This is a genomic window from Streptomyces sp. NPDC050509 (assembly GCF_044457965.1).
Taxonomy (GTDB): Bacteria; Actinomycetota; Actinomycetes; order Streptomycetales; family Streptomycetaceae; genus Streptomyces.
The window spans coordinates 183768-203564 of sequence record NZ_JBITHL010000011.1 but is presented as its reverse complement, the minus strand read 5'-3'; the positions used below and the strand labels follow the sequence as shown (position 1 = coordinate 203564).

The window sequence follows — 19797 nt, the reverse complement described above, 5'->3', positions numbered from 1 at the left end:
GGTTCCCGCTCACAAGGACGTGAAAGAAGTGTTCGCTCCCGATTCGACCCGCGCCGCCGTCCTGTACGGCCCGGGTGACCTGCGTGTCGAGGACCGCCCGCTGCGGCCCCTCGGCCCCGACGACGTCCTCGTCACGGTCGACGCCGTCGGTGTCTGCGGCTCGGACATGCATTACTTCGCCAGTGGCCGCAACGGCCGGAACGAGCTGCGCCAACCGACCGTCCTCGGTCACGAGGCGTCCGGTGTCATCAGCGCCAAGGGCTCCGACGTCGCCCTGGACGTGGGCACCCGCGTGGCGGTGGAGCCGGCGGTGGGGTGCGGAGCGTGCGCGACCTGCCGCTCCGGGCGCTACAACCTCTGCCCGGTGGGCACCTGCTTCGGCTCACCGCCCACCGACGGGACCTTCGCCGAGTACATCGTCGCCACCGCGCGCGCCGTCCACCCGCTGCCCGATGTCATCCCGCTGGAGGTCGGCTCGCTGATCGAGCCGCTGGCCGTCGCGGTGTGGGCGGTGCGGCGCGCCGCCGTCGAGTTCGGCGACCGCGTGCTGGTCACCGGCGCGGGGCCGATCGGCATCCTCGTCGCCCAGGTGGCGCGGGCCGCCGGGGCGAGCGAGGTGGTCGTCACCGATGTCAACGACGCGCGGCTCGCGCAGGCGCTCAAGCTGGGCGCCGACTCCGTCGTCAACACGGCGGACCAGGAACTCGAACTGTCCGGCGTCGACCGGCTGCTGGAGTGCTCGGCCCATCCGGCCGCGCTCCGGCAGGGGCTCGCGACCCTGCGTCCGGCGGGCCGGGCGATCGTCGTCGGGCAGGCCCCGCCTCTCATGGACGGGCTGCCGCTGGCGCATCTCCAGCGCTGGGAGATCGAGCTGTCCACCGCGTTCCGTTACGCCCACGCCTTCCCCACTGCCATCGCGCTGGTGGCCGGGGGACGGGTCGATCTCGCGGGCGTCCTGACCGGACGGTTCCCGCTCGACCTGGCGGCCGACGCGCTGCGGGCCCCGGGCACCGACCCGTCCCACCTCAAGGTCGTCGTACGCCCCGGCGACACCGCCGCCTGACGGGACGGACGCGCCCCGCGGCGATCCCGCAGGGCAACTCCGCCGCTCCCCCGCTCTCCCGGGGCCCCTGAGCCCCTGAGCCCCAGCCCCTGAGCCACCGTCGGCTCCGTAAAACCCCACCGACCCCACACGCACGACCAGCCACACTCCGCCGTACCCCTTTTGACCCGCTTTGCTTCGCCAACTCCGCTCCGCTCCGGAGTTCGATCCGTTCAAGGAGGCATGGATCATGGACAACACGACACCCGCCGCGGCACCCCCGCCCCCGGAGGCCACGACCCCGTCCGGGGAACCGGCACCGGACCCCGCCGCGACACGCCGCGCGGCCTGGGCCGGCCTGATCGGCACCGCGCTCGAACAGTACGACTTCGTCATCTACGGAACCGCCTCGGCGCTGATCTTCAGCGAGCTGTTCTTCCCCAACGTCTCGCCGTCCGTGGGCATCCTCGCCAGCTTCAGCACGTACGCGGTCGGCTTCGCCGCCCGGCCGCTCGGCGGACTCTTCTTCTCCCGCTACGGGGACCGGCTCGGCCGTAAGTGGGTCCTGGTCGCGACCCTCCTGCTGATGGGCGGCTCCACGCTCGCCATCGGTCTGCTGCCCACGTACGGACAGGTCGGCCTGCTCGCCCCGATCCTGCTGCTGATCTGCCGCATGGGCCAGGGCTTCGGCGCCGGCGCCGAGCAGTCGGGAGCCGCCGCCCTGCTCACCGAAACAGCCGCCAAGGGGCGCAGGGGCAGGCTCTCCTCCCTGGTCATGACGGGCGCGGCGCTGGGGACGGCCCTCGGCGCCGTGGCCTGGATCCTCGCCCAGCGCCTCTCGGACGAGGCCCTGATGTCCTGGGGCTGGCGGCTGGTCTTCGGATCCAGTCTCGTGGTGACCGTCGCCGCCATGGTCATCCGGCGGAAGCTCAACGAGAGCCCCGTCTTCAAGGACCTCAAGGAGCAGCAGGCGCAGAGCGAGGCGCAGCGGGAGAAGCCCGCGTCGCCGGTGAAGGAGGTCTTCGCCCACGGACGCAGGCCGATGCTCCTGGTCCTCTTCATGAACTTCGGGATCAGCACGCAGTCCTACACGTACCAGGTCTTCATGGCCTCCTACCTGGTGACGACGGTGGGCGTCGACAAGGACTTCGTACCGGAGGTGCTGCTGGTGGGCGCCATCTGCGGCGGTATCGCGGCGATCTGCTTCGGTACCCTCTCGGACCGCTTCGGGCGCAGGCCGGTGTACACGCTGATCCTGAGCGCCCTCGTCCTGCTCCCGGCCCCCACGTTCGTCGCGCTGAACTCGGGGTCCAAGGTGGCGATCACCGTGGCGATCGTCGTCGGCTTCATCCTGGCCTGCCAGGGCGCGGTCGGCGTCCAGATGAGCTTCTTCCCCGAGCTGTTCGGGAACCGCTACCGGTACGCCGGGGTCACCCTGGGCCGGGAGTTCTCCTCCGTGATCGGCGGCGGGGTCGCCCCGCTGATCTGCACCGCGCTGGTCACCGCCTTCTCAGGCTCGTGGATCCCGGTCGCCGTCTACATGATGCTGGTCACGACCGTCAGCCTCATCGCCACCCGGATGGCGCCCGAAACACGTGACCGCGATCTGACGCTCCCGTACGACAGCACGGACCCGGGGCACGTACGCGCCGAGCAGGAGCGGGCGTCGGCCAGGCCCGCGGACCGGCTGGAGAAGGTCGGCGACTGACCGCGGGGGCGGACGGCCAAGGTCCGTCCCGGCGCCATGGGCAGCGCGGCGTGTTCCCTGCCGCGCTGCCCGTTCCGGCGTCCGGGCGCGCCCGTCCGTGCACGCGGCGGGTCCGCCCGGCCGCGGCCGGTACGCGCCCCTCGCCGCGCCGTCGGGCACCGAGTACGATCCGCCTCACACGCGCACGAGTTGGAGGACTACCGTGGGGCGGCTGACCGGCGGAGACCCGTCCCTGCTGCGGAGGATCAACTCCGCGGTCGTCCTGCACGCCCTGCGTGACTCGGGCTCGCTCACCCTCACCGACATCACCCGGATCACCGGCCTGTCCCGGCCGACGGTCGAGGGCGTGGTGGAGGGGCTGATCGAGACCGGGCTGGCCGTCGAGTCGGCGCCGGAGGAGGGCGAGACCCGTAAACAGGGCCGCCCGGCCCGGCGGTTCCGGTTCCGGGCCGAGGCCGGACATCTGCTGGGCATCGAGATCGGGGCGCACCGGGTGGCGGCGATGGTCGCCGGACTGGACGGCGGGATCATCGGCGCCGGAGCCCTGGAGGTCGCGGAGAAGGCGGACGCGGACGAACGCCTCGCGCGCGTCCGGGCCGTCGCGGACGAGGTGCTGGGGCGGGCCGGGGTGGCGCACAGCTCCCTGCGCGCGGTCGGCGTGGGCAGCCCGGGCATCGTGGAGGCGGACGGGACCGTACGGCTCGGTACGGCGCTGCCCCAGTGGACCGGGCTGGCGCTCGGTGAGCGGCTGCGGCGCTCTTTCAGTTGCCCGGTCCTGGTGGAGAACGACGCCAACGCGGCGGCGGTGGCCGAGCAGTGGAAGGGCGCGGCCACCGACTCCGACGACATCGTCTTCGTACTGGCCGGGCTCAGCCCGGGGGCGGGCGCGCTGATCGGGGGGCGGCTGCACCGCGGGTTCGGCGGGGCCGCGGGCGAGATCGGCGCGCTGCATCTGCTGGGGCGCGGGGTCACTCCGGAGCGGCTGCTGTCGACGACGGACGAGCCGCTCCACCCGCTGGACGAACAGGCGGTGGCCCGGGTCTTCGCCGAGGCCAGACAGGGTGACGCACGGGCCAGGGAGGCCGTCGAGCGGTTCATCCTGCGGCTGGTGCACGATGTGGCGGCGCTGGTGCTCGCGCTCGACCCGGAGCTGGTGGTGATCGGCGGCTGGGCGGCGGGGCTCGACGGCGTACTGGACCCGCTCCGCGACGAACTGGCGCGCTACTGTCTGCGCCCGCCGCGCGTGGCCCTCTCGCTGCTCGGCGAGGCGGCGGTGGCGACGGGCGCGCTGCGGCTGGCCATCGACCATGTCGAGGAACAGCTCTTCGCGGTGGAGGGGCCGGTGACGGCCCGCCGCTGAGCGGCGGGCGTCCGGGCGTGGCACTGAGCAGGGGCGTCCGGGCGGCGGACTTCCGGGGTGGGCGTCCGGGCGATCGGCGGTGGGCCGACCCGCGTCAGGAAGCCCTGCGCTCCTGGCGGTCCTGCGTCTCGTCGCTGATCTCCAGGTCGCCGGAGTCCCCGAAGGTGAGCCGGCAGGTGTCCGCGCGGTACGTGGCCACGGAGACCGCGGCGATCCGGCCCGCCACCACGTAGCGCGTCGTGACCACGAGGACGGGCGCGCCGGGGAGCCGGTCCAGTTCCTTGGCGTCGTCGGCGCGCGCGGAGCCCAGCTCCACCGCGCGTTCCTGGGCGTCGAGTCCGAGGTGCTGGAGTTCCCGCAGGACGGCGCGGGCGCGCGCGGGCCCCGAGGGCGCCTCGATGGCCGACAGGTCGGGGACCGACGCCGCCGGTACGTAGATCAGCTCGGCGGCGACGGACTGGCCGTGCGTGACACGGATCCGGCGGACGGTGTGGACCTGTTCGCCGTCGTCGGTCTCCAGGAGCCGGGCCACCGCGGCGGGCGCCGTGGCCGTACCGCAGTCGAGCGGCTGCCAGGCGTCCTCGTCGGCGCCCGGCCATTCGTGCCGGGGTGTGGAGACGTCCACACCGACGCGCGGCGGGGCGACGGTCGTACCGACGCCGCGGCGGCGCTGGAGGCGGCCTTCCAGCTCCAGTTGTTCGAGCGCCTGCCGGAGGGTGGCGCGGGCGACACCGAAACGGGCGGCGAGTTCACGCTCGTTGGGCAGCACCTCGCCGACCACGAAGTCGGTGTCGAGCGCTTCGGCGAGCACCGTCCTGAGATGCCAGTACTTGGGCTCCGGCACCGTTTCGAGCCGCGTGGTCCCCACCCTGATCCTCCGCAATCGCCGGCTGGCCGACGGGTTTCCGTGCCCTTGTTTATTAAAGGTTCCTGCACTAAAAAGCGACGATAAGACGGCCCCACCCCTTGGTCAAGACCAATAGGCTCGCCGGTCACGGAAAGAAACGGATCTTTTACCCGGCGTGGACGGGTGGCCACGTACCCCAAGCGCGGACATCGCACCCGCGCCCTACAGGGTGGGCCCTCCCGCGGCGACGCCACCGAGCTTGTCCGGGTTGCGGATGATGTGAACCCGCTGCACCCGGCCGTCCACGATCTCCAACTGGAGGACGTTGTCGGGCTTTCCGTCCGCGCTGAACAGCACCGCGGGGGCACCGTTGACCTCGATGACGGTGATGTCGTACAGCCCGGCGCCGGACGCGGTCGCGGCCAGGAAGCGGCCGACCTTGTCGGCTCCCTCGACGACACGCCGGGGCGCCTTGGCCTTGCCTCCGCTGTCGCCGACCAGCCGGACGTCGGGGGCGAGCAGGGCGAGGAGTTCCTTGAGGTCGCCGCCGCCGGCCGCCGCGAGGAACCGCTCGGTGAGGTCGCGGCGTTCGGCCGGGTCGACGTCGTAGCGAGGCCTGCGCTCCTCGACATGGCGGCGGGCCCGGCCCGCGAGCTGCCGTACGGCGGACTCGCTGCGCTCCAGGGTGGTGGCGATCTCGGCGAAGGGGAAGCCGAACGCCTCCCGCAGGACGAACACCGCGCGCTCCAGCGGCGAGAGCGATTCGAGGACGACCAGGACCGCGAGGGAGACGGAGTCGGCGAGCAGGGCACGTTCGGCCGTGTCCGGCACGGTGGGGCCGAAGTCGGTGACGACGGGTTCGGGCAGCCAGGGGCCCACGTACGCCTCGCGCCGTGTCTGGGCCAGGCGCAGCCGGTCGATGGCGAGGCGGGTGGTGATCCGTACGAGAAAGGCGCGCGGCTCGCGGACCTCGGCGCGGTCGGCGGCGCTCCAGCGCAGCCATGCCTCCTGTACGACGTCCTCGGCGTCGGCGTACCGGCCGAGCATGCGGTACGCGACCCCCGTCAGTACCGGTCGGTGTGCTTCGAACGCGTCGGTACTCACGGTGTCGGCTGCCACACGCCCATCCCACCGGACGGGACGCCCCGTTGTCCAGGCGGCCCGCGCAGGGCATGGTGCGGGGGTGACGTCGCCGACGGTGCGGGACGGCCCGCGTGCGGACCCGGTACGGGACGGTCCGCGTGCGGACCCGGTACGCGCGGGCGGTTGTTCACCCGGGGTTCGCGCGGTGGCCGTCGCCGGGCGTTAGGCATGGCAGGACACTCCGGTCACCACTCGACCAGGGTCACCTCTCGCGCAGGAGACGCATCGATGCCGTACGGCCACCAGAACACCCCCGCTTCCCCCTCCCCCGACCCCGCGCGCCACCCCGGCCGGCGCGGTGTGCTGCGCGGCTCGCTCGCCGCCTCGGCCGCGCTGGCACTGCCCGGCGCCGCCGTACTGGGCGGTGCGGTGCCCGCGCAGGCCCTGTCGGGCCGGCCGCGCGCCGGCTGGGGCGTACAGGCGGGCGACATCACGACCTCCTCCGGGCTGGTGTGGGTGCGGTCGGACCGGCCCGCCCGGATGATCGTGGAGACCTCCGCCACCGAATCGTTCCGCCGCGCGCACCTCGTCCGCGGTCCGCTGCTGGGCGCCGGCACGGACTTCACCGGTACGGTCCCGCTGCGCGGTCTCCCCGCGGGCGAGCGGGTCCACTACCGGGTGACGCTCGCGGACCCGGACGACCCGCGCCGTACCGGTGAGCCGGTGTACGGCACGTTCCGTACGGCCCCCGCGAAACGCCGGCAGGACGTGCGCTTCGTCTGGTCGGGCGACATCGCGGGACAGGGCTGGGGCATCAACCCGGACCTCGGCGGCTTCACCGTCTACGAGGAGATGCGCCGTCTCTCCCCGGACTTCTTCCTGTCCAGCGGCGACAACATCTACGCGGACGGGGTGATCGAGCCGAGCGTGACACTGCCCGACGGCCGTGTCTGGCGCAATGTCACCACCGAGGAGAAGGCGAAGGTCGCGGAGACCCTGGCCGAATACCGGGGCAACTTCCGCTACAACCTGCTGGACAGCAATGTCCGGCGCTTCAACTCCGAGGTGCCCTCCATCACCCAGTGGGACGACCACGAGGTGCGCAACAACTGGTACCCGGGCCAGATCCTGGACGACGACCGCTACACCGAGAAGAACGTGGACGTCCTGGCCGCCCGCGCCTCCCAGGCCTTCCGCGAGTACTTCCCCGTCTCGACGCTGCACGCGCGCGGCACGGACCGGCGGGTGCACCGGGTGGTGAACCACGGTCCGCTGCTCGATGTGTTCGTCCTCGACATGCGGACGTTCCGCAACGCCAACTCGCCCGGCCGGCAGTCCGACGACACCACGGGCATCCTCGGCGCGGAACAGCTCCAGTGGCTGAAGCGCGAGCTGTCCCGCTCGCGCGCGGTGTGGAAGGTCATCGCCGCCGACATGCCGCTCGGTCTGGTCGTGCCGGACGGTACGGCGGACATCGAGGCGATCGCGCAGGGCGACCCGGGCGCGCCGCTCGGCCGCGAACTGCAGATCGCCGACCTGCTGCGGTACATCAAGCACCGGCGGATCACCGGCACGCTGTGGCTGACGGCGGACGTGCACCACACCTCGGCACAGCACTACCTGCCGGAGCGGGCCGCCTTCAAGGACTTCGAGCCCTTCTGGGAGTTCGTCACGGGCCCCATCGCGGCGGGACAGTTCCCCGCCAGCGCCCTGGACGGGACCTTCGGCCCCGACCGGGTCTTCGTCAAGGCCCCGACCGGCTCGAACCTCTCGCCGATGGAGACGCCCCCGCTCTTCGGCGAGGTCGACATCGACGGCGCCAGCGGGGAGTTGACGGTCCGGCTGCGGGAGCAGGGCGGCACGGTGCTGTTCACGAAGGTGCTCCAGCCGGGCAAGGTCGGCCAGTAGACCGGTCGGCACCACCGCATCAGGCGGCAGAAAACAGGGGTCACAACGGGTCCGCGAGCGGAGACTTCCCAGCTCAGGGCGATTGTCAGTGGTCGCGTCTACGGTTTTTCCCATGACGCGATCCACGCAGGCGCTGGCCTATTCCCGTCCGTCCGCCCTGGAGCACACCCGGGGCGGACGGCTGCTCGGTCTGGAGACATCGGGCGGGCTCACACCCGTCGGCGCCGAGGCGCACCCGCGCTTCTTCTCCGGCTTCCTCTCCTCGCCACGGGCCGCGGCGCGCGGCCTGCTGGCCGTCGCGGACGTGGCGGGGGCCCGGTACTACCAGCGGGTGCCGGGCCGCTCGCTGGACCCGGTGGTGACGGGGAACGGCGACCGGCTGCGCTTCGAGTCGTTCTCCGGCTGCTGCGGGGTGTACGCGCGGCTCGATGTCCTGGAGGACGGGCTCGGCGGGGCGGGAACGGGTCATGGCACGACCAATGTGGATGTGAACAACCCCCTGCGTGAGGCGCTGTCCCGGATGGCCGGCGACGATCCGCTGCACCTGCGGGTGGGGCCTGACGAGCTGGCGGTCACGACGGTCGGCGGGTCGGTGGTGGAGAAGAAGGTTCCGCTGCCGGACCGCTGGCTGCGAGGGTTCGCCGAGGCGCAGGTGGCCTCCGCCGGTTTCGATCTGCGGGCGGAGCTGACCGGGGCCGAGGCGGTGCGCTTCCTGCGTTCGCTGCCGCGTGGTGGGGGCAATGCCTCGCGCGGGGCGATGTGGGTGGTGCCCGCGGGGCGGACACTGCGGCCGACGACGCGGCCGGTGCCGGGCGCCGTCTGCCTGCCGGGTCCCGAGCGGCTGGCGTCGTTGGAGCGGGTGCTGCGGGACGCGACGGCGCTGCGGGTGTACGGGCCGCCGGTGGCGGACGGCGCTGCGGTGTCGAGCGCCTGGGAGGCGGTGCTGCCGGGGATGCGGCTGACGCTCACACTGTCGCCGGAGGCGGCGCGCGGGTTCTCCGGGGAGGGCGGCGTGCTGGAGGCGCTGGCCACCGAGGAGGCGGCCGAGGACGCCGCGTTGGTGTCGGTGCTGCTGGCGTGGGAGCCGCGCATCGATCCGGCGGAGCTGGCCGTGGAGTCGGGGCTGCCGGTGGAGCGGGTACGGGCGGCGCTGACCCGGCTGGGCACGGCGGGCCGGGTGGGTTACGACGTCGCGGACGCGGCGTACTTCCACCGGGAACTGCCGTACGACGCGGGGCGCGTGGAGCGGCACAACCCCCGGCTGGTCGCGGCGCGCGCCCTGCTCGCCGAGGGGGCCGTGACGCTGGACGACGGCCCGGCCCCGGCAGCCCCGGCTTCGTCCGTCGCCTCCGTCGCGTCGGGTGAACGCCGGTATCAGGTGCGGGAGTCGGGGGGCGTGCTGAGCTGTACGTGCCGGTGGTGGGCCGATCACCGGGGGCGCCGGGGTCCGTGCAAGCACGCGCTGGCCGTCCGGATGGCGCGCCGTGCGGCCGTGGCGACCGTGGGCGGTGCGCGATGAGCACGCTGCTCGACATGGTGAGGGCGGGGCGCGCCGAGGCCGTTCCCGGGCTGGTGAAGCCGCTGACGGCGGCGGAGCGCAGGACGGAACTGGCCGCGCTGAAGGCGCTCCGCGCGGAGCTGCGCGGCTGGGAGTGGGGCCGGTGGCGCGAGCGGCGGAGCATCGGGTGCGCGCTGGTGGTGGCGGGCGCCGGGTGTCTGACGGGCGCCGCGGCCACGGCGGCCTGGATCGGGGCCCGCGATCTACGGGAGAGCTTCACCCTCCCGCACGGCCTGCTGCTCGATGTCCTCGCCGACCGTGACCCGGGGTGGCTGGGCGATGTCGCCCACCGGCTCGCGGGCCGGGCGTCGACGGCCACGCTGGACTACCGGCTGATCGCGGGCATGGTCCGGCTGGCGGGGTGCCAGGTGCCGACCACGGACGCCTTCGTACACGGCTGGGCGGAGGCGACGCCGTCGCACGGCAGGCTGCTGCCCGCCCTGCGTGCGGACCCCGACGTACGGATCATGGTGCCGCGGCTGTTCGAGACGGCCGAGCTGCCGGGGCCGCTGGGATGGCAGAACGATCCGGACGACCCGCACCACTGGCCCTCGGTGCTCACCGTCCTGGCCGAGGAGGGGGTGGTGGAGCGGCGGGTACTCGTGGACGCGGCCGTGGCACGCCTGCTGCGCGGCGGGCGCCCCGGCGAGCTGACGTTCTTCCTGCGTCTGCTGCACCGGCTGACGCTGACGGTGGCGGAGGAGCGCGAGCGGACCGCCGACTGGATCGGCATGGCCGCGGACGGGCCGTCGGCCGTGGCGGGCCACGCCCAGGGGGTGCTCGGGCGGCTCGCGCTCTCGGGCGCGCTGCCCGCGCGGAGCCTCGCCGACCTGTCGGCCTCGGTGCTGTTCCGGCCGGAGAAGAAGCTCGTACGGGCCCAACTGGTGCTGCTGGGCAAGGTCCTGCGCGCCGACCGCGGCGCGGCGGGCGAGCTGCTGCCGGTGGTCGCCGAGGCGTTCGGGCACGAGGACACCGGTGTCCAGGAGCGGGCGCTCAAGCTGGTGGCCCGCCATCTTCCCGCCCTGGACGATGACCCGCGCTCCGAGGTGGTGCGGGCGGCGGCGCTGCTGAGTCCGGTCCACCGGGCCCGGGCGGGCGAGGTGTTCGGTGAGCTCCCGGTGGCCGACGAGGCGCCGTACGAGGAGATCCTGCCGCCCGCGCCTGAGCCGGTACGGCTGGCCCCGGCCTCGGTGGACCTGGCCGAGCTGGTCGAGGAGGTGGCGGCGCTGATCGCCTCGCCGGACGGCGGGATGCCGGCGTTCGAGCGGGCGTTGGACGGCCTGGTCCGACACGCGTACCAGGACCGGGTGGCGCTGGTGCGCGCGCTGCGCCCGGCGCTGGCGGGGTGCTGGTGGCTGGAGGACGACGAGCGCCATGACCGTGACCGGTGGTTCTCCCGGGAGACCTGCCGGCTGGAGGTCGTGGCCGCCGCGCTGCTCGACCGGATATCCACGCGGACGCTCCAGGCGCACACGCGGGAGAAGACCGTGGGGTCCTGTGCGCACTCGGCGCTCATCGGGGTGATCGACGCCCGGCTGCGGGAGGCCGCGTATCTGGTCCACGTGGGACCGCCGCCCTTCCTGCTCGCCACCCCGGCCTGGGAGACGGGCGCGCTGGACGCCGAGGTCCTCGTCGAGCGGCTGCGGGAGTACCAGCGGCTCGGCGCCGTCCCGGGGCCGGCCGATTTCGCCCAGGCGCTGCTGCGGGTGGACCGGGGCGGTGACCCGGCGACGGCGGGCGCGGCGGCGGCGCTCGGCACTCCGGAGGGGGACCGGCTCGCCGCCTGGCTCACGGCGGACGGCGCCCCCGTACCGGCGCTGCGGCCGATGGCGGAGCCTCCGCGGCCGGCGCGGGCCGGGGACGCCGTGGCCGCCGCGTGGCCGGCGCAGGCCCTGACCGGGAAGGCGGCGGCGTTCGCGGCGGGTCTGCGCCCCTGGCGGAAGGAGAAGGAGCAGGAGAAGCAGGAGAAGACCGAGCGGGCGGAACTGCTGGCGGTGCGGCGGGAGTTCCCTGTCGCGTTCGCGTGGCTGGGCCACCCCGGGGCCCGGGCGGTGCCGCGCTGCTACCACTGGGACGGGATGCGGGACGGCAACTGGACGGCCGTGCTGCCCCAGGACCGGGAGGCCCTTGCCGCCCGGCTGCTCACCGAGGCGATGTCGAGCGCGCGGGACGATCAGCGCGGCGGGACCTGGTGGCTTCCGCTGCTCGCCGAGGGCGGGGGCCTGGCGGGCCGGTGCCTGCACCGGGGGGTGGCGTACGGGCTGGGCGCCCGCCATCCGCAGGACCGGCTCTCGGCCGTGGACGCGCTGCTGGTGCTGGCCGCCCGTGGCGAGCTGGCCGGGCCGATGCTGGGCGAGGAGCTGGCCGCGCTGGTGATCTCGGGGGACGTCAAGATCAACCGGCTGGCCGACGCGGCCCGTACCGCCGCGGCGACCGGTGCGTACGGAACGGTCGCCTCCGTACTGCTGCCGGCCCTGCCCGCCCTGCTGGCCCCGGATCCGGCGGCCCCGGAGTCGGCGGCATCGGCATCGGCGGCATCGGAGTCCGCAGCATCGGAGTCCGCGGCCCAGGGCGCCTCCCGGTCCGTGAGCGCGCGCCCCGGGCTCGGGGAGATACTGTCCGTGGCCGCCGACTGCGTGGAGCGCCGCGGGGGCGCGGAAGAGATACCGGGGCTGCCGGAACTCGCCGGACGTGGCGGCACCTCACAGGTGATCACACAAGCGGCGCGGCTTCTGGCCGCAATCCGTCAGGGAAGCGATCACTCCAGGCCAAAAATGGCCGAAGATGGTCCAAAAAGGAACAGATCCAACCTTAACCCATCAGTCACAAACCGTTCGTGATCACGCAACACCGTTGCGTCAGAGTGAGGTCATGACCAATGTGACTTCCGCGAAGAGTGCCCGTCGCCCCCACCACTGGCGGCGGGATCTCGTCGAACTGGCCGCCCTGTTCACCGCGGTGGCGGTCGCCGACGCGCTGGCGAACCTGATCGCGCACGGACCCGACGGCGCGTTCCTGCTGGTCGCCTCGGCCGTGGCGCTGATCGCCACGGCCACCTTCCACACCTGGTGGGCACGGAGGCACGGGCACGCCCCACCGGCGTCCGGCACCGACGAACCTCCCGCCGCCCCGGCCACGGATCCGGACGTACGGGACGGGTCCGCTCCGGAGGAGACGACCCTCTGGCGGATGCGGACGACCGTACGGGACGAGCCGGGGAGCCTGGCCGCGCTGTGCGTCACCTTCACCACGCACCGGGTGGACATCCTCACCCTGCAGACCCATCCACTGGCCGACGGCACGGTCGACGAGTTCCTGCTGCGCGCCCCCGCGTCGCTCCAGGCCAAGGACCTCACCCGTGAGGTCTCGGCCGCGGGCGGCAGCAGCACCTGGATCGAGCGGGCCGACGCGCACGACTTGGTGGACACCCCGGCCCGGGTGCTGGGCCTGGCCACGCGCACGGCGCTGGACGCCGCGGAACTGCCCCTCGCGCTGCGCCAGTTGCTGGGCCGCTGCACCATCCACTCGCGGCCGGCCGGATCCACCGAGGGCCGGGCGGCCGACGGGAGCGGCCCGGAGGGTACGTGCGTCGAGGGCATCGAAGGACAGGACAGTACGGAGATGCGGCTGCGTGATCCGCACGGCGGCAGCATCACCATAGAGCGCCCGTACCTCCCCTTCACGCCCACGGAGTTCGCCCGCGCCCGTGCGCTGGTGGAGCTGGACACCCGGCTCGGCCCGCGTATCCCCCGCAGCCAGGACGTGCACACCCTCCCCCAGGGCGAGGAGATCACCGTCCGCCGCGCGGACACCGCCGACCTCGACGCCGCGCTCGCCATGCACGGCCGCTGCACGCCCCGCACCCTGGACCTGCGGTACCACGGTCCGGTGGGCGACGCCGACCGCTACCTGAACCATCTGCTCAGCCCGCGCTTCGGACGGACGCTCGCCGTCCAGACGTCCTCGGGGCGGCTCGTCGCCCTCGGTCATCTCCTCTGGGACGGCGACGAGACCGAGGTCGCGCTGATCGTCGAGGACGACTGGCAGCGGCGCGGCATCGGCTCCGAACTGCTGCGCCGGCTCGTCGCGCTCGCCGTCGAGGCCCGCTCGGGCAGCGTGTACGCGGTCACCCAGGCGTCCAACACGGGCATGGTCGCGGCCATGCGCGACCTCGGGCTGCCGCTGGACTACCAGATCGACGAGGGCACGCTCGTGATCACGGCCCGGCTGGAGCCGGCCGCCCTGGGCACGCTCCCCCCGTACGAGGACTCCGGGCTGTTCGGCCGGTCCGCTCCGTGACGCACACGGTCCGCGCTCCGTGACACGCACCGCCCGACGCGACTCGGCGCCGTCCGGCCCGTGACACACACGGTCCGGTCCGGCCCGCCCTCGCTCAGCGCGGCGGGAGCGTACGGATCCGGCCAAAGTCGACCGCGGGCCGCGGGCGCCGCTCCGTGGACCGGGATCCGGTGTACGGAGCGGCGGCGGACCAGGCTGGATTCCGGCGTCCGCCGCCGCCTCCGCGGGCGGCGCGGGTGACATCGGGCCGCCCGCGTCGCCCGCGCCCCCGATCGGCCAATCCGGCCGTGCCCCGGAAGATGTGAAGTGACGCGGCGGTCCGGGTTGGAGAGGATGGCGGTATGTCAGACACAGCCGGCAGCGCGCTGCCCCGCCAGGTCGCCGACGCCTACGTCGACGCACTCATCGAACTCGACCCGATCACCGGCACCTATCTCGGCGTGGCGGAGTCCTCGCGCCGTCTGCCCGACTTCTCCCCGGCCGGGCAGCAGGCCCGCGCCGACCTCGCCCGGGACACGCTCGCCCGGCTCGACGTGGCCGAGGCGCTGCCGGGTGCGGACAGCGATGCCGAGCGGCGCTGCGCACGGCTGCTGCGCGAGCGGCTCACCGCCTTCCTCGCCGTCCACGACACCGAGGAAGGGCTGCGCGAGGTCAGCAACCTCCACTCCGCCCCGCACTTCGTGCGCGGCATCTTCAGCGTGACCCCCGCCGAGACCGAGGCGGACTGGGCGGCGCTCGCCGAGCGGATGCGCGCCGTGCCCGCCGCGCTGGAGGGCTACCGCGCGTCGCTGGCCCTGGGCATCGAGCGCAAGCTGCCGGCGGGGCCGCGCGCGACGGCGACCTTTGTCGGGCAGCTCACCGAGTGGGCGGGCGAGGGCCGAGGCTGGTTCGAGGAGTTCGCCGCGGCGGGACCCGACGCGCTCCGTACGGAGTTGGACGCCGCCGCCCGTACGGCGACCGTCGCGGTGGCGGAGTTGCGCGACTGGATGCGCGAGGTGTACACCCCCGCGGTCGAGGACGCGCCCGACACCGTGGGCCGGGAGCGCTATGCCCGCTGGGCGCGCTACTACAACGGTACGGACCTGGATCTGGACGAGGCGTACGCGTACGGCTGGTCGGAGTACCACCGGCTGCTCGCCGAGATGCGGGACGAGGCGGGGAAGATCCTGCCGGGCGCGGGCCCCTGGGAGGCGCTGGCCCATCTCGACGTGCACGGCGCGCACATCGAGGGCGTCGACGAGGTGAGGACCTGGCTCCAGAAGCTGATGGACGAGGCCATCGACGCGCTGGACGGTACGCACTTCGAACTCGCCCAGCGGGTACGGCGCGTGGAGTCCCGGATCGCCCCGCCCGGCGGCGCGGCGGCCCCGTACTACACCGGCCCCTCCGAGGACTTCTCGCGCCCCGGCCGCACCTGGCTGCCGACCATGGGCGAGACCCGCTTCCCGGTGTACGACCTGGTGTCCACCTGGTACCACGAGGGTGTCCCCGGCCACCATCTCCAGATCGCGCAGTGGACGCACGTCTCGGACCAGCTCTCCCGCTACCAGGCGTCGGTGGGGCAGGTCAGCGCCAACTCGGAGGGCTGGGCGCTCTACGCGGAACGCCTCATGGACGAGCTGGGCTTCCTGCCGGACGCGGAGCGCCGACTCGGCTATCTGGACGCGCAGATGATGCGCGCCTGCCGGGTCATCGTGGACATCGGCATGCATCTGGAGCTGGAGATCCCGGCGGAGTCCCCGTTCCACCCGGGCGAGCGCTGGACACCCGAGCTGGCGGAGGAGTTCTTCGGGAGCCACAGCGGGCGTCCCGCGGACTTCGTCAGCAGCGAGCTGACCCGCTATCTGTCCATGCCGGGCCAGGCCATCGGCTACAAGCTGGGCGAACGCGCCTGGCTGCTGGGGCGGGAGAACGCGCGCAAGGCGCACGGCGACGCGTTCGACGCGAAGGCATGGCACATGGCGGCGCTGTCGCAGGGCTCGCTGGGGCTGGACGACCTGGTGGACGAGCTGTCGAAGCTCTGACCTCTCCGCAGGGCGGAGGCGGGCTCAGTCGCGTGGCACGAGCGGCATGAGCCCTGCCTCGGTCGGCCGGAAACCGCAGCTCGCGTAGAACGGCGCCAGCCCCGGCTCGTAGTCGACATGGAGCCAGTGCGCGCCCCGCGCGGACGCCTCGGCCGCCGCGGTCCGTACCAGCCGGCGGCCGAGGCCCTGGTGGCGCTGGTCCGGGTGGACGGTGGTGTCGAGGATGAAGGCGTGCACACCGCCGTCACCGGCGACGTTGACATAGCCGACGAGCCGCCCGGCGCGCCGGGCGGCCACCCAGACCAGGCTGCGTTCGAGGACGGGTGCGAAGGACGTCGTACCGTGGCCGGGCCACGAGGCGGCGAAGAGTTCGTTCAGCTCGTCGTCCGAGAGGGCGGGGCGGATGTCGAGTGTGGTGGTCGTGGACATGTTCTCTCCTGCCGAAGGCGCGGACGTCACAGGGCGCGAGCGTCACGGGGCGCGAAACTCACCTGCTGTGCAAGGTCTGGGGGATGCGATGGAAGCCGGATTCCTGTTCTGCGCCGATCCGCTGCGGGCGGTCCGAACCGATCCCGTGTTCGCCGCGGAGGCGGCCCTGGCGAGGTCCCCGGACTCGGAGTTCGCGCTCCTCGGCCATGAGGCGTTGCTCTCCGGGGACACGGCGGGCGCGCTGTCGGGGGTGCGGCGCGGTTCGGGACCGTACTGGTACCGGGGGTGGATGATGCCCGCCGCGTCCTACGAGGAGTTGGCGCGCGGCATGGAGGTACGGGGCTGCCGACTGCTGACCGATGCCGGTTCGTACCGTCGCGCACACGAACTCCCCGGCTGGTACGAGGAGTTCGCCGACGTCACGCCGCGGAGCGTCTGGCGGGAGCGGGCACCGGGCGCGCCCCTGTCGCGGGCGGAGCTGGCCGCGCTCGCGGCGCCCCTCGGCCCGGGGCCCGGGATCGTCAAGGACTATGTGAAGTCCCGGAAGGACCAGTGGGACGAAGCCTGCTTCATCCCCGAACTCACCGACCACACGCGGCTCATGGCGGTGGTGGACCGCTTCCTGGCGCTCCAGGAGGACTCCCTCGCCGGTGGGGTGGTGCTGCGCGCGTACGAGCCGTTCGTGCCGGGCGGTGAGGTGCGCGTGTGGTGGGTGGACGGGGAGCCGGTCCTGACCACCGCCCATCCGGACACCCCCGGCAAGCTGCCCGAACGGGAGCCGGGCCGGGCGCTGGACGCGGTGGCGGCGGCGGTACGGGCCCTCGGCTGCCGGTTCCTGACGACGGATCTGGCGCTGCGGGAGGACGGTGTCTGGCGGGTGGTGGAGGTGGGCGACGGGCAGGTGAGCGGGGCGCCGGCCGGTGCGGACCTGAGGGAGCTGTTCGCGGCACTGGCGGAGGCCGGCGCCACCGACTGACGCGCCCAGGGAGGCGGGCGGACGGCGACGTGAGGGCATGGGCGCCCATGATGGTCGGGCCGGGGAGGGATGTCATCCGGTTTTCGGGGTGCCGGGCGGGGCGGCTGCCGGGCCGCTTCCGCCTGCGCTCTCAGTGCTCCCCGCGGGCGTTGACCAGGGCCTCACCCGCGTCGGTCCGGGAGTAGAGCACGGACCGCCCGGCGCGTCGGCGCCGTATCAGCCCGGCGTCGAGCAGCACCTTGAGATGGCGGCCCACCGAGCCGAGGCCCTGGCCGGTCAGCGCCACCAGGTGTGTGGTGCTCTTCGGGGTGTCGAGCAGGACGAGGACGCCCGCCCGCGCGGAGCCGAGCAGCGCGCCGAGGCTCTCGGGGACGGGCGTACGGTCCGGTTGGGCCAGCACGCCGGAGCAGGGGTAGACCACGGCGTAACGGTGTGGCGCGTCCCAGGAGACCCATCCGTTGACCGGTGTCACGGGGACGAACATCAGGCGCGCTCCGGCGAGTTCCCTCGGCGGGTAGTCCCTCGTGTTGATCTGGAGGCGGCTCTGCCCGAGCCAGCGCAGCTCGGGGCGCATGTCCTCCAGGGCCGCGGTCCAGCCGCCCCGGCCGAGCCGGGCGGTGCGCGCGACGATGTCCGCCTCGATGATCCGGCGGCGCCGCGGCCAGGTGGGCAGCACGGTGCGCGCCCACACCCACGTCAGCGCCTCGGCGGTGCGTTCCGGCAGGTCGGAGCGGTGCAGCAGGGCGGGGAGCGGGCCGTTCAGCGAGACGGTCAGATCGGCGCGGACGGCCGCGGCGGGTGTCTCTCGTACGCGGGTGAGCTCGTCCTCGAACGGCTGGTCGCCGTCGCCGGTCGGGGTGGGGGTGAGGTAGTCCGCGTTCCAGTGACGCCCCAGCGCGGCCCGGACGAGCAGCGCGGTGACCGGGTCGGCTGCCTGGCGCCGACGGTAGGCGGGCAGGTGGAGGTCGAGCCAGGCGCGCTCGCCGGGGTGGGCGGCCGTACCCCGCTCCAGGGTTTTCAGGCTCGCGATCGTCTCGGCGATGGGGGAGACGACGAAGCGGCTGCTCGCGAGGGTGTCCGCGCTGATCTGCCACCACCCCATGCCTCACCACCCCATGTTTCACCGGCCCGTGTTTCAGCAGCCCATGTTTCACCGCCCCGTGTTTCAGCAGCCCATGTTTCGCCGCCCCGTGTTTCAGCAGCCCATGTTTCGCCGCCCCGTGTTTCAGCAGCCCATGTTCACCGGCCCATGTTTCGCCGGCCCATGTTCTCGCAGCTCATCTTTCGCCTCACCGCGAAAGAGTAACGACCCGGCCGCGGCCCCTCGACACTCCGGTCATGCGTACGTACCGCGAGCTCTTCCGCACACCGGAGTTCACTCCGCTGTTCCTCATGTCCGCCGGGCACGTGGGCGCCCAGACCGTGAGCGGACTGGCGCTGGGCACCCTGATCTACTCGGCGACCGGTTCCCCCCTGCTCTCCGCCCTCGCCATGTTCGGGCCCTCCCTCGCCCAGGTGCTCGGCGCGACCACCCTGCTCTCGGCGGCCGACCGGCTGCCGCCGCGCGCCACGCTGGCCGGGACGTCGCTGCTGTTCGGCCTCGGCACCGCCGTTCTGGCCGTCCCCGGGCTGCCGGTGTGGGCCTCCTTCGCGGTGCTGTTCCTCCTGGGTACGGTCGCCTCGCCGGTCGGCGGGGTGCGGTACGGGCTGCTCAACGAGATCCTGGAGCGGGACGGCTATCTGCTCGGGCGCTCCGTGCTCAACATGTGCGCGGGCGCGGCGCAGATCGGCGGATACGCGGTCGGCGGTGTGCTGGTGACCGTCCTGTCGCCGCGCGGCACGCTGCTCGCGGGCGCCGCCCTCTATCTGGCCACCGCGGTCGTCGCCCGCCTCGGTCTCAGCGGCCGGCCACCGCGGGCCACCGGGCGTGCCTCGGCCGCCGAGACCTGGCGGACCAACGCCCTGCTGTGGTCCTCGCGTTCCCGCCGCTCCGTCTATCTCGCGCTCTGGATTCCCAACGGGCTGATCGTCGGCTGTGAATCGCTCTTCGTCCCCTACGCGCCCCGGTACGCGGGGCTCCTCTTCGCGTGTGCCGCCTGCGGCATGCTCGCCGGGGACGTCGCGGTGGGCCGGTTCGTGCCGGCGCGGTGGCGGGGGCGGCTCGGCGTACCACTGCTTCTGCTGCTGGCCCTGCCGTATCCACTCCTCGCCCTGCGTCCCGCGCTGCCGCTGGTGGTGGCGGCCGTGGCTCTCGCCTCGGTGGGGTTCGCCGCGAGCCTGGTCCTCCAGGAGCGGCTGATGTCCCTGACCCCGGGTGAACTGAGCGGCCACGCCCTCGGGTTGCACACCTCGGGGATGCTCACGATGCAGGGGGTGGGCGCGGCGCTGGCGGGCGGTGTCGCCCAGCTCACCTCGGTGCAGACGGCGCCCGCCGTCATGGCGGTGCTCTCCGCCACCGTCACCCTGGCCCTGGCGCGCGGCCTGCGACAGGAACCGGCACACAGCGGCGGTACACCACGGCAGGCGCGGGGACCCCGTACGGAAACACCGTCGCCGTGACACC

The 19797-nt window shown here is 73.5% G+C and carries 14 protein-coding genes; 10 read left to right on the top strand and 4 right to left on the bottom strand.

Features of this window, described 5'->3' with window-relative positions; all coding sequences use genetic code 11:
• The first annotated feature begins 28 nt into the window (after positions 1 to 28).
• From ACIBJC_RS29750 to ACIBJC_RS29740, 3 genes are all read left to right on the top strand, one after another.
• Positions 29 to 1063, top strand: a complete 1035-nt coding sequence (locus ACIBJC_RS29750) for an NAD(P)-dependent alcohol dehydrogenase (protein ID WP_399297694.1) — start codon at positions 29 to 31, stop codon at positions 1061 to 1063.
• A 229-nt stretch (positions 1064 to 1292) separates the two neighbouring features.
• Positions 1293 to 2750 carry an MFS transporter gene (locus ACIBJC_RS29745; protein ID WP_399297692.1) on the top strand — a complete coding sequence of 486 codons (1458 nt, stop codon included), beginning with the start codon at positions 1293 to 1295 and terminating at the stop codon, positions 2748 to 2750.
• A gap of 202 nt (positions 2751 to 2952) precedes the next feature.
• On the top strand, positions 2953 to 4110 hold the full coding sequence (locus ACIBJC_RS29740) for an ROK family transcriptional regulator (RefSeq protein ID WP_399297690.1): 1158 nt from the start codon (positions 2953 to 2955) through the stop codon (positions 4108 to 4110).
• A gap of 94 nt (positions 4111 to 4204) precedes the next feature.
• Here the strand turns inward: ACIBJC_RS29740 and ACIBJC_RS29735 are convergent, their stop codons facing one another.
• Positions 4205 to 4978, bottom strand: a complete 774-nt coding sequence (locus ACIBJC_RS29735; RefSeq protein ID WP_399297687.1) for a GntR family transcriptional regulator — start codon at positions 4976 to 4978, stop codon at positions 4205 to 4207.
• Positions 4979 to 5179: 201 nt separating this feature from the next.
• Complete coding sequence (gene sigJ, locus ACIBJC_RS29730; protein ID WP_399297684.1) at positions 5180 to 6076, bottom strand: RNA polymerase sigma factor SigJ; 897 nt, start codon at positions 6074 to 6076, stop codon at positions 5180 to 5182.
• A 252-nt stretch (positions 6077 to 6328) separates the two neighbouring features.
• Here sigJ and ACIBJC_RS29725 point away from each other — a divergent pair, with 252 nt between their 5' ends.
• The 5 genes from ACIBJC_RS29725 to ACIBJC_RS29705 all read left to right on the top strand — a co-directional run bounded on the left by ACIBJC_RS29725 (position 6329) and on the right by ACIBJC_RS29705 (position 15829).
• On the top strand, positions 6329 to 7948 hold the full coding sequence (locus ACIBJC_RS29725) for an alkaline phosphatase D family protein (RefSeq protein WP_399297682.1): 1620 nt from the start codon (positions 6329 to 6331) through the stop codon (positions 7946 to 7948).
• A gap of 112 nt (positions 7949 to 8060) precedes the next feature.
• On the top strand, positions 8061 to 9467 hold the full coding sequence (locus ACIBJC_RS29720; protein WP_399297680.1) for an SWIM zinc finger family protein: 1407 nt from the start codon (positions 8061 to 8063) through the stop codon (positions 9465 to 9467).
• Positions 9464 to 12346 carry a DUF6493 family protein gene (locus tag ACIBJC_RS29715; RefSeq protein ID WP_399297678.1) on the top strand — a complete coding sequence of 961 codons (2883 nt, stop codon included), beginning with the start codon at positions 9464 to 9466 and terminating at the stop codon, positions 12344 to 12346. The genes ACIBJC_RS29720 and ACIBJC_RS29715 overlap by 4 nt, the downstream gene beginning before the upstream one ends.
• A gap of 31 nt (positions 12347 to 12377) precedes the next feature.
• Positions 12378 to 13805: a GNAT family N-acetyltransferase gene (locus ACIBJC_RS29710; RefSeq protein ID WP_399297676.1), complete on the top strand. Its 1428-nt coding sequence runs from the start codon at positions 12378 to 12380 to the stop codon at positions 13803 to 13805.
• Between the two features lie 341 nt (positions 13806 to 14146).
• Entirely contained in the window at positions 14147 to 15829 is a 1683-nt protein-coding gene (locus ACIBJC_RS29705) for a DUF885 domain-containing protein (RefSeq protein ID WP_399297674.1), read from the top strand.
• Between the two features lie 24 nt (positions 15830 to 15853).
• Here ACIBJC_RS29705 and ACIBJC_RS29700 read toward each other — a convergent pair whose 3' ends face one another.
• Positions 15854 to 16258 carry a GNAT family N-acetyltransferase gene (locus ACIBJC_RS29700; protein ID WP_399297672.1) on the bottom strand — a complete coding sequence of 135 codons (405 nt, stop codon included), beginning with the start codon at positions 16256 to 16258 and terminating at the stop codon, positions 15854 to 15856.
• A gap of 88 nt (positions 16259 to 16346) precedes the next feature.
• On the opposite strand from ACIBJC_RS29700, the gene ACIBJC_RS29695 reads away from it, so the two are divergent.
• A complete protein-coding gene (locus tag ACIBJC_RS29695) occupies positions 16347 to 17234 on the top strand; it encodes an ATP-grasp domain-containing protein (protein ID WP_399297669.1) in 888 nt (295 codons plus the stop codon).
• Between the two features lie 130 nt (positions 17235 to 17364).
• Here the strand turns inward: ACIBJC_RS29695 and ACIBJC_RS29690 are convergent, their stop codons facing one another.
• Complete coding sequence (locus ACIBJC_RS29690; protein WP_399297667.1) at positions 17365 to 18336, bottom strand: ArsR/SmtB family transcription factor; 972 nt, start codon at positions 18334 to 18336, stop codon at positions 17365 to 17367.
• Between the two features lie 236 nt (positions 18337 to 18572).
• Here ACIBJC_RS29690 and ACIBJC_RS29685 point away from each other — a divergent pair, with 236 nt between their 5' ends.
• Positions 18573 to 19793 (top strand): MFS transporter, encoded by a 1221-nt coding sequence (locus ACIBJC_RS29685; RefSeq protein WP_399297665.1) that lies wholly within the window; start codon positions 18573 to 18575, stop codon positions 19791 to 19793.
• Positions 19794 to 19797: the final 4 nt, after the last annotated feature.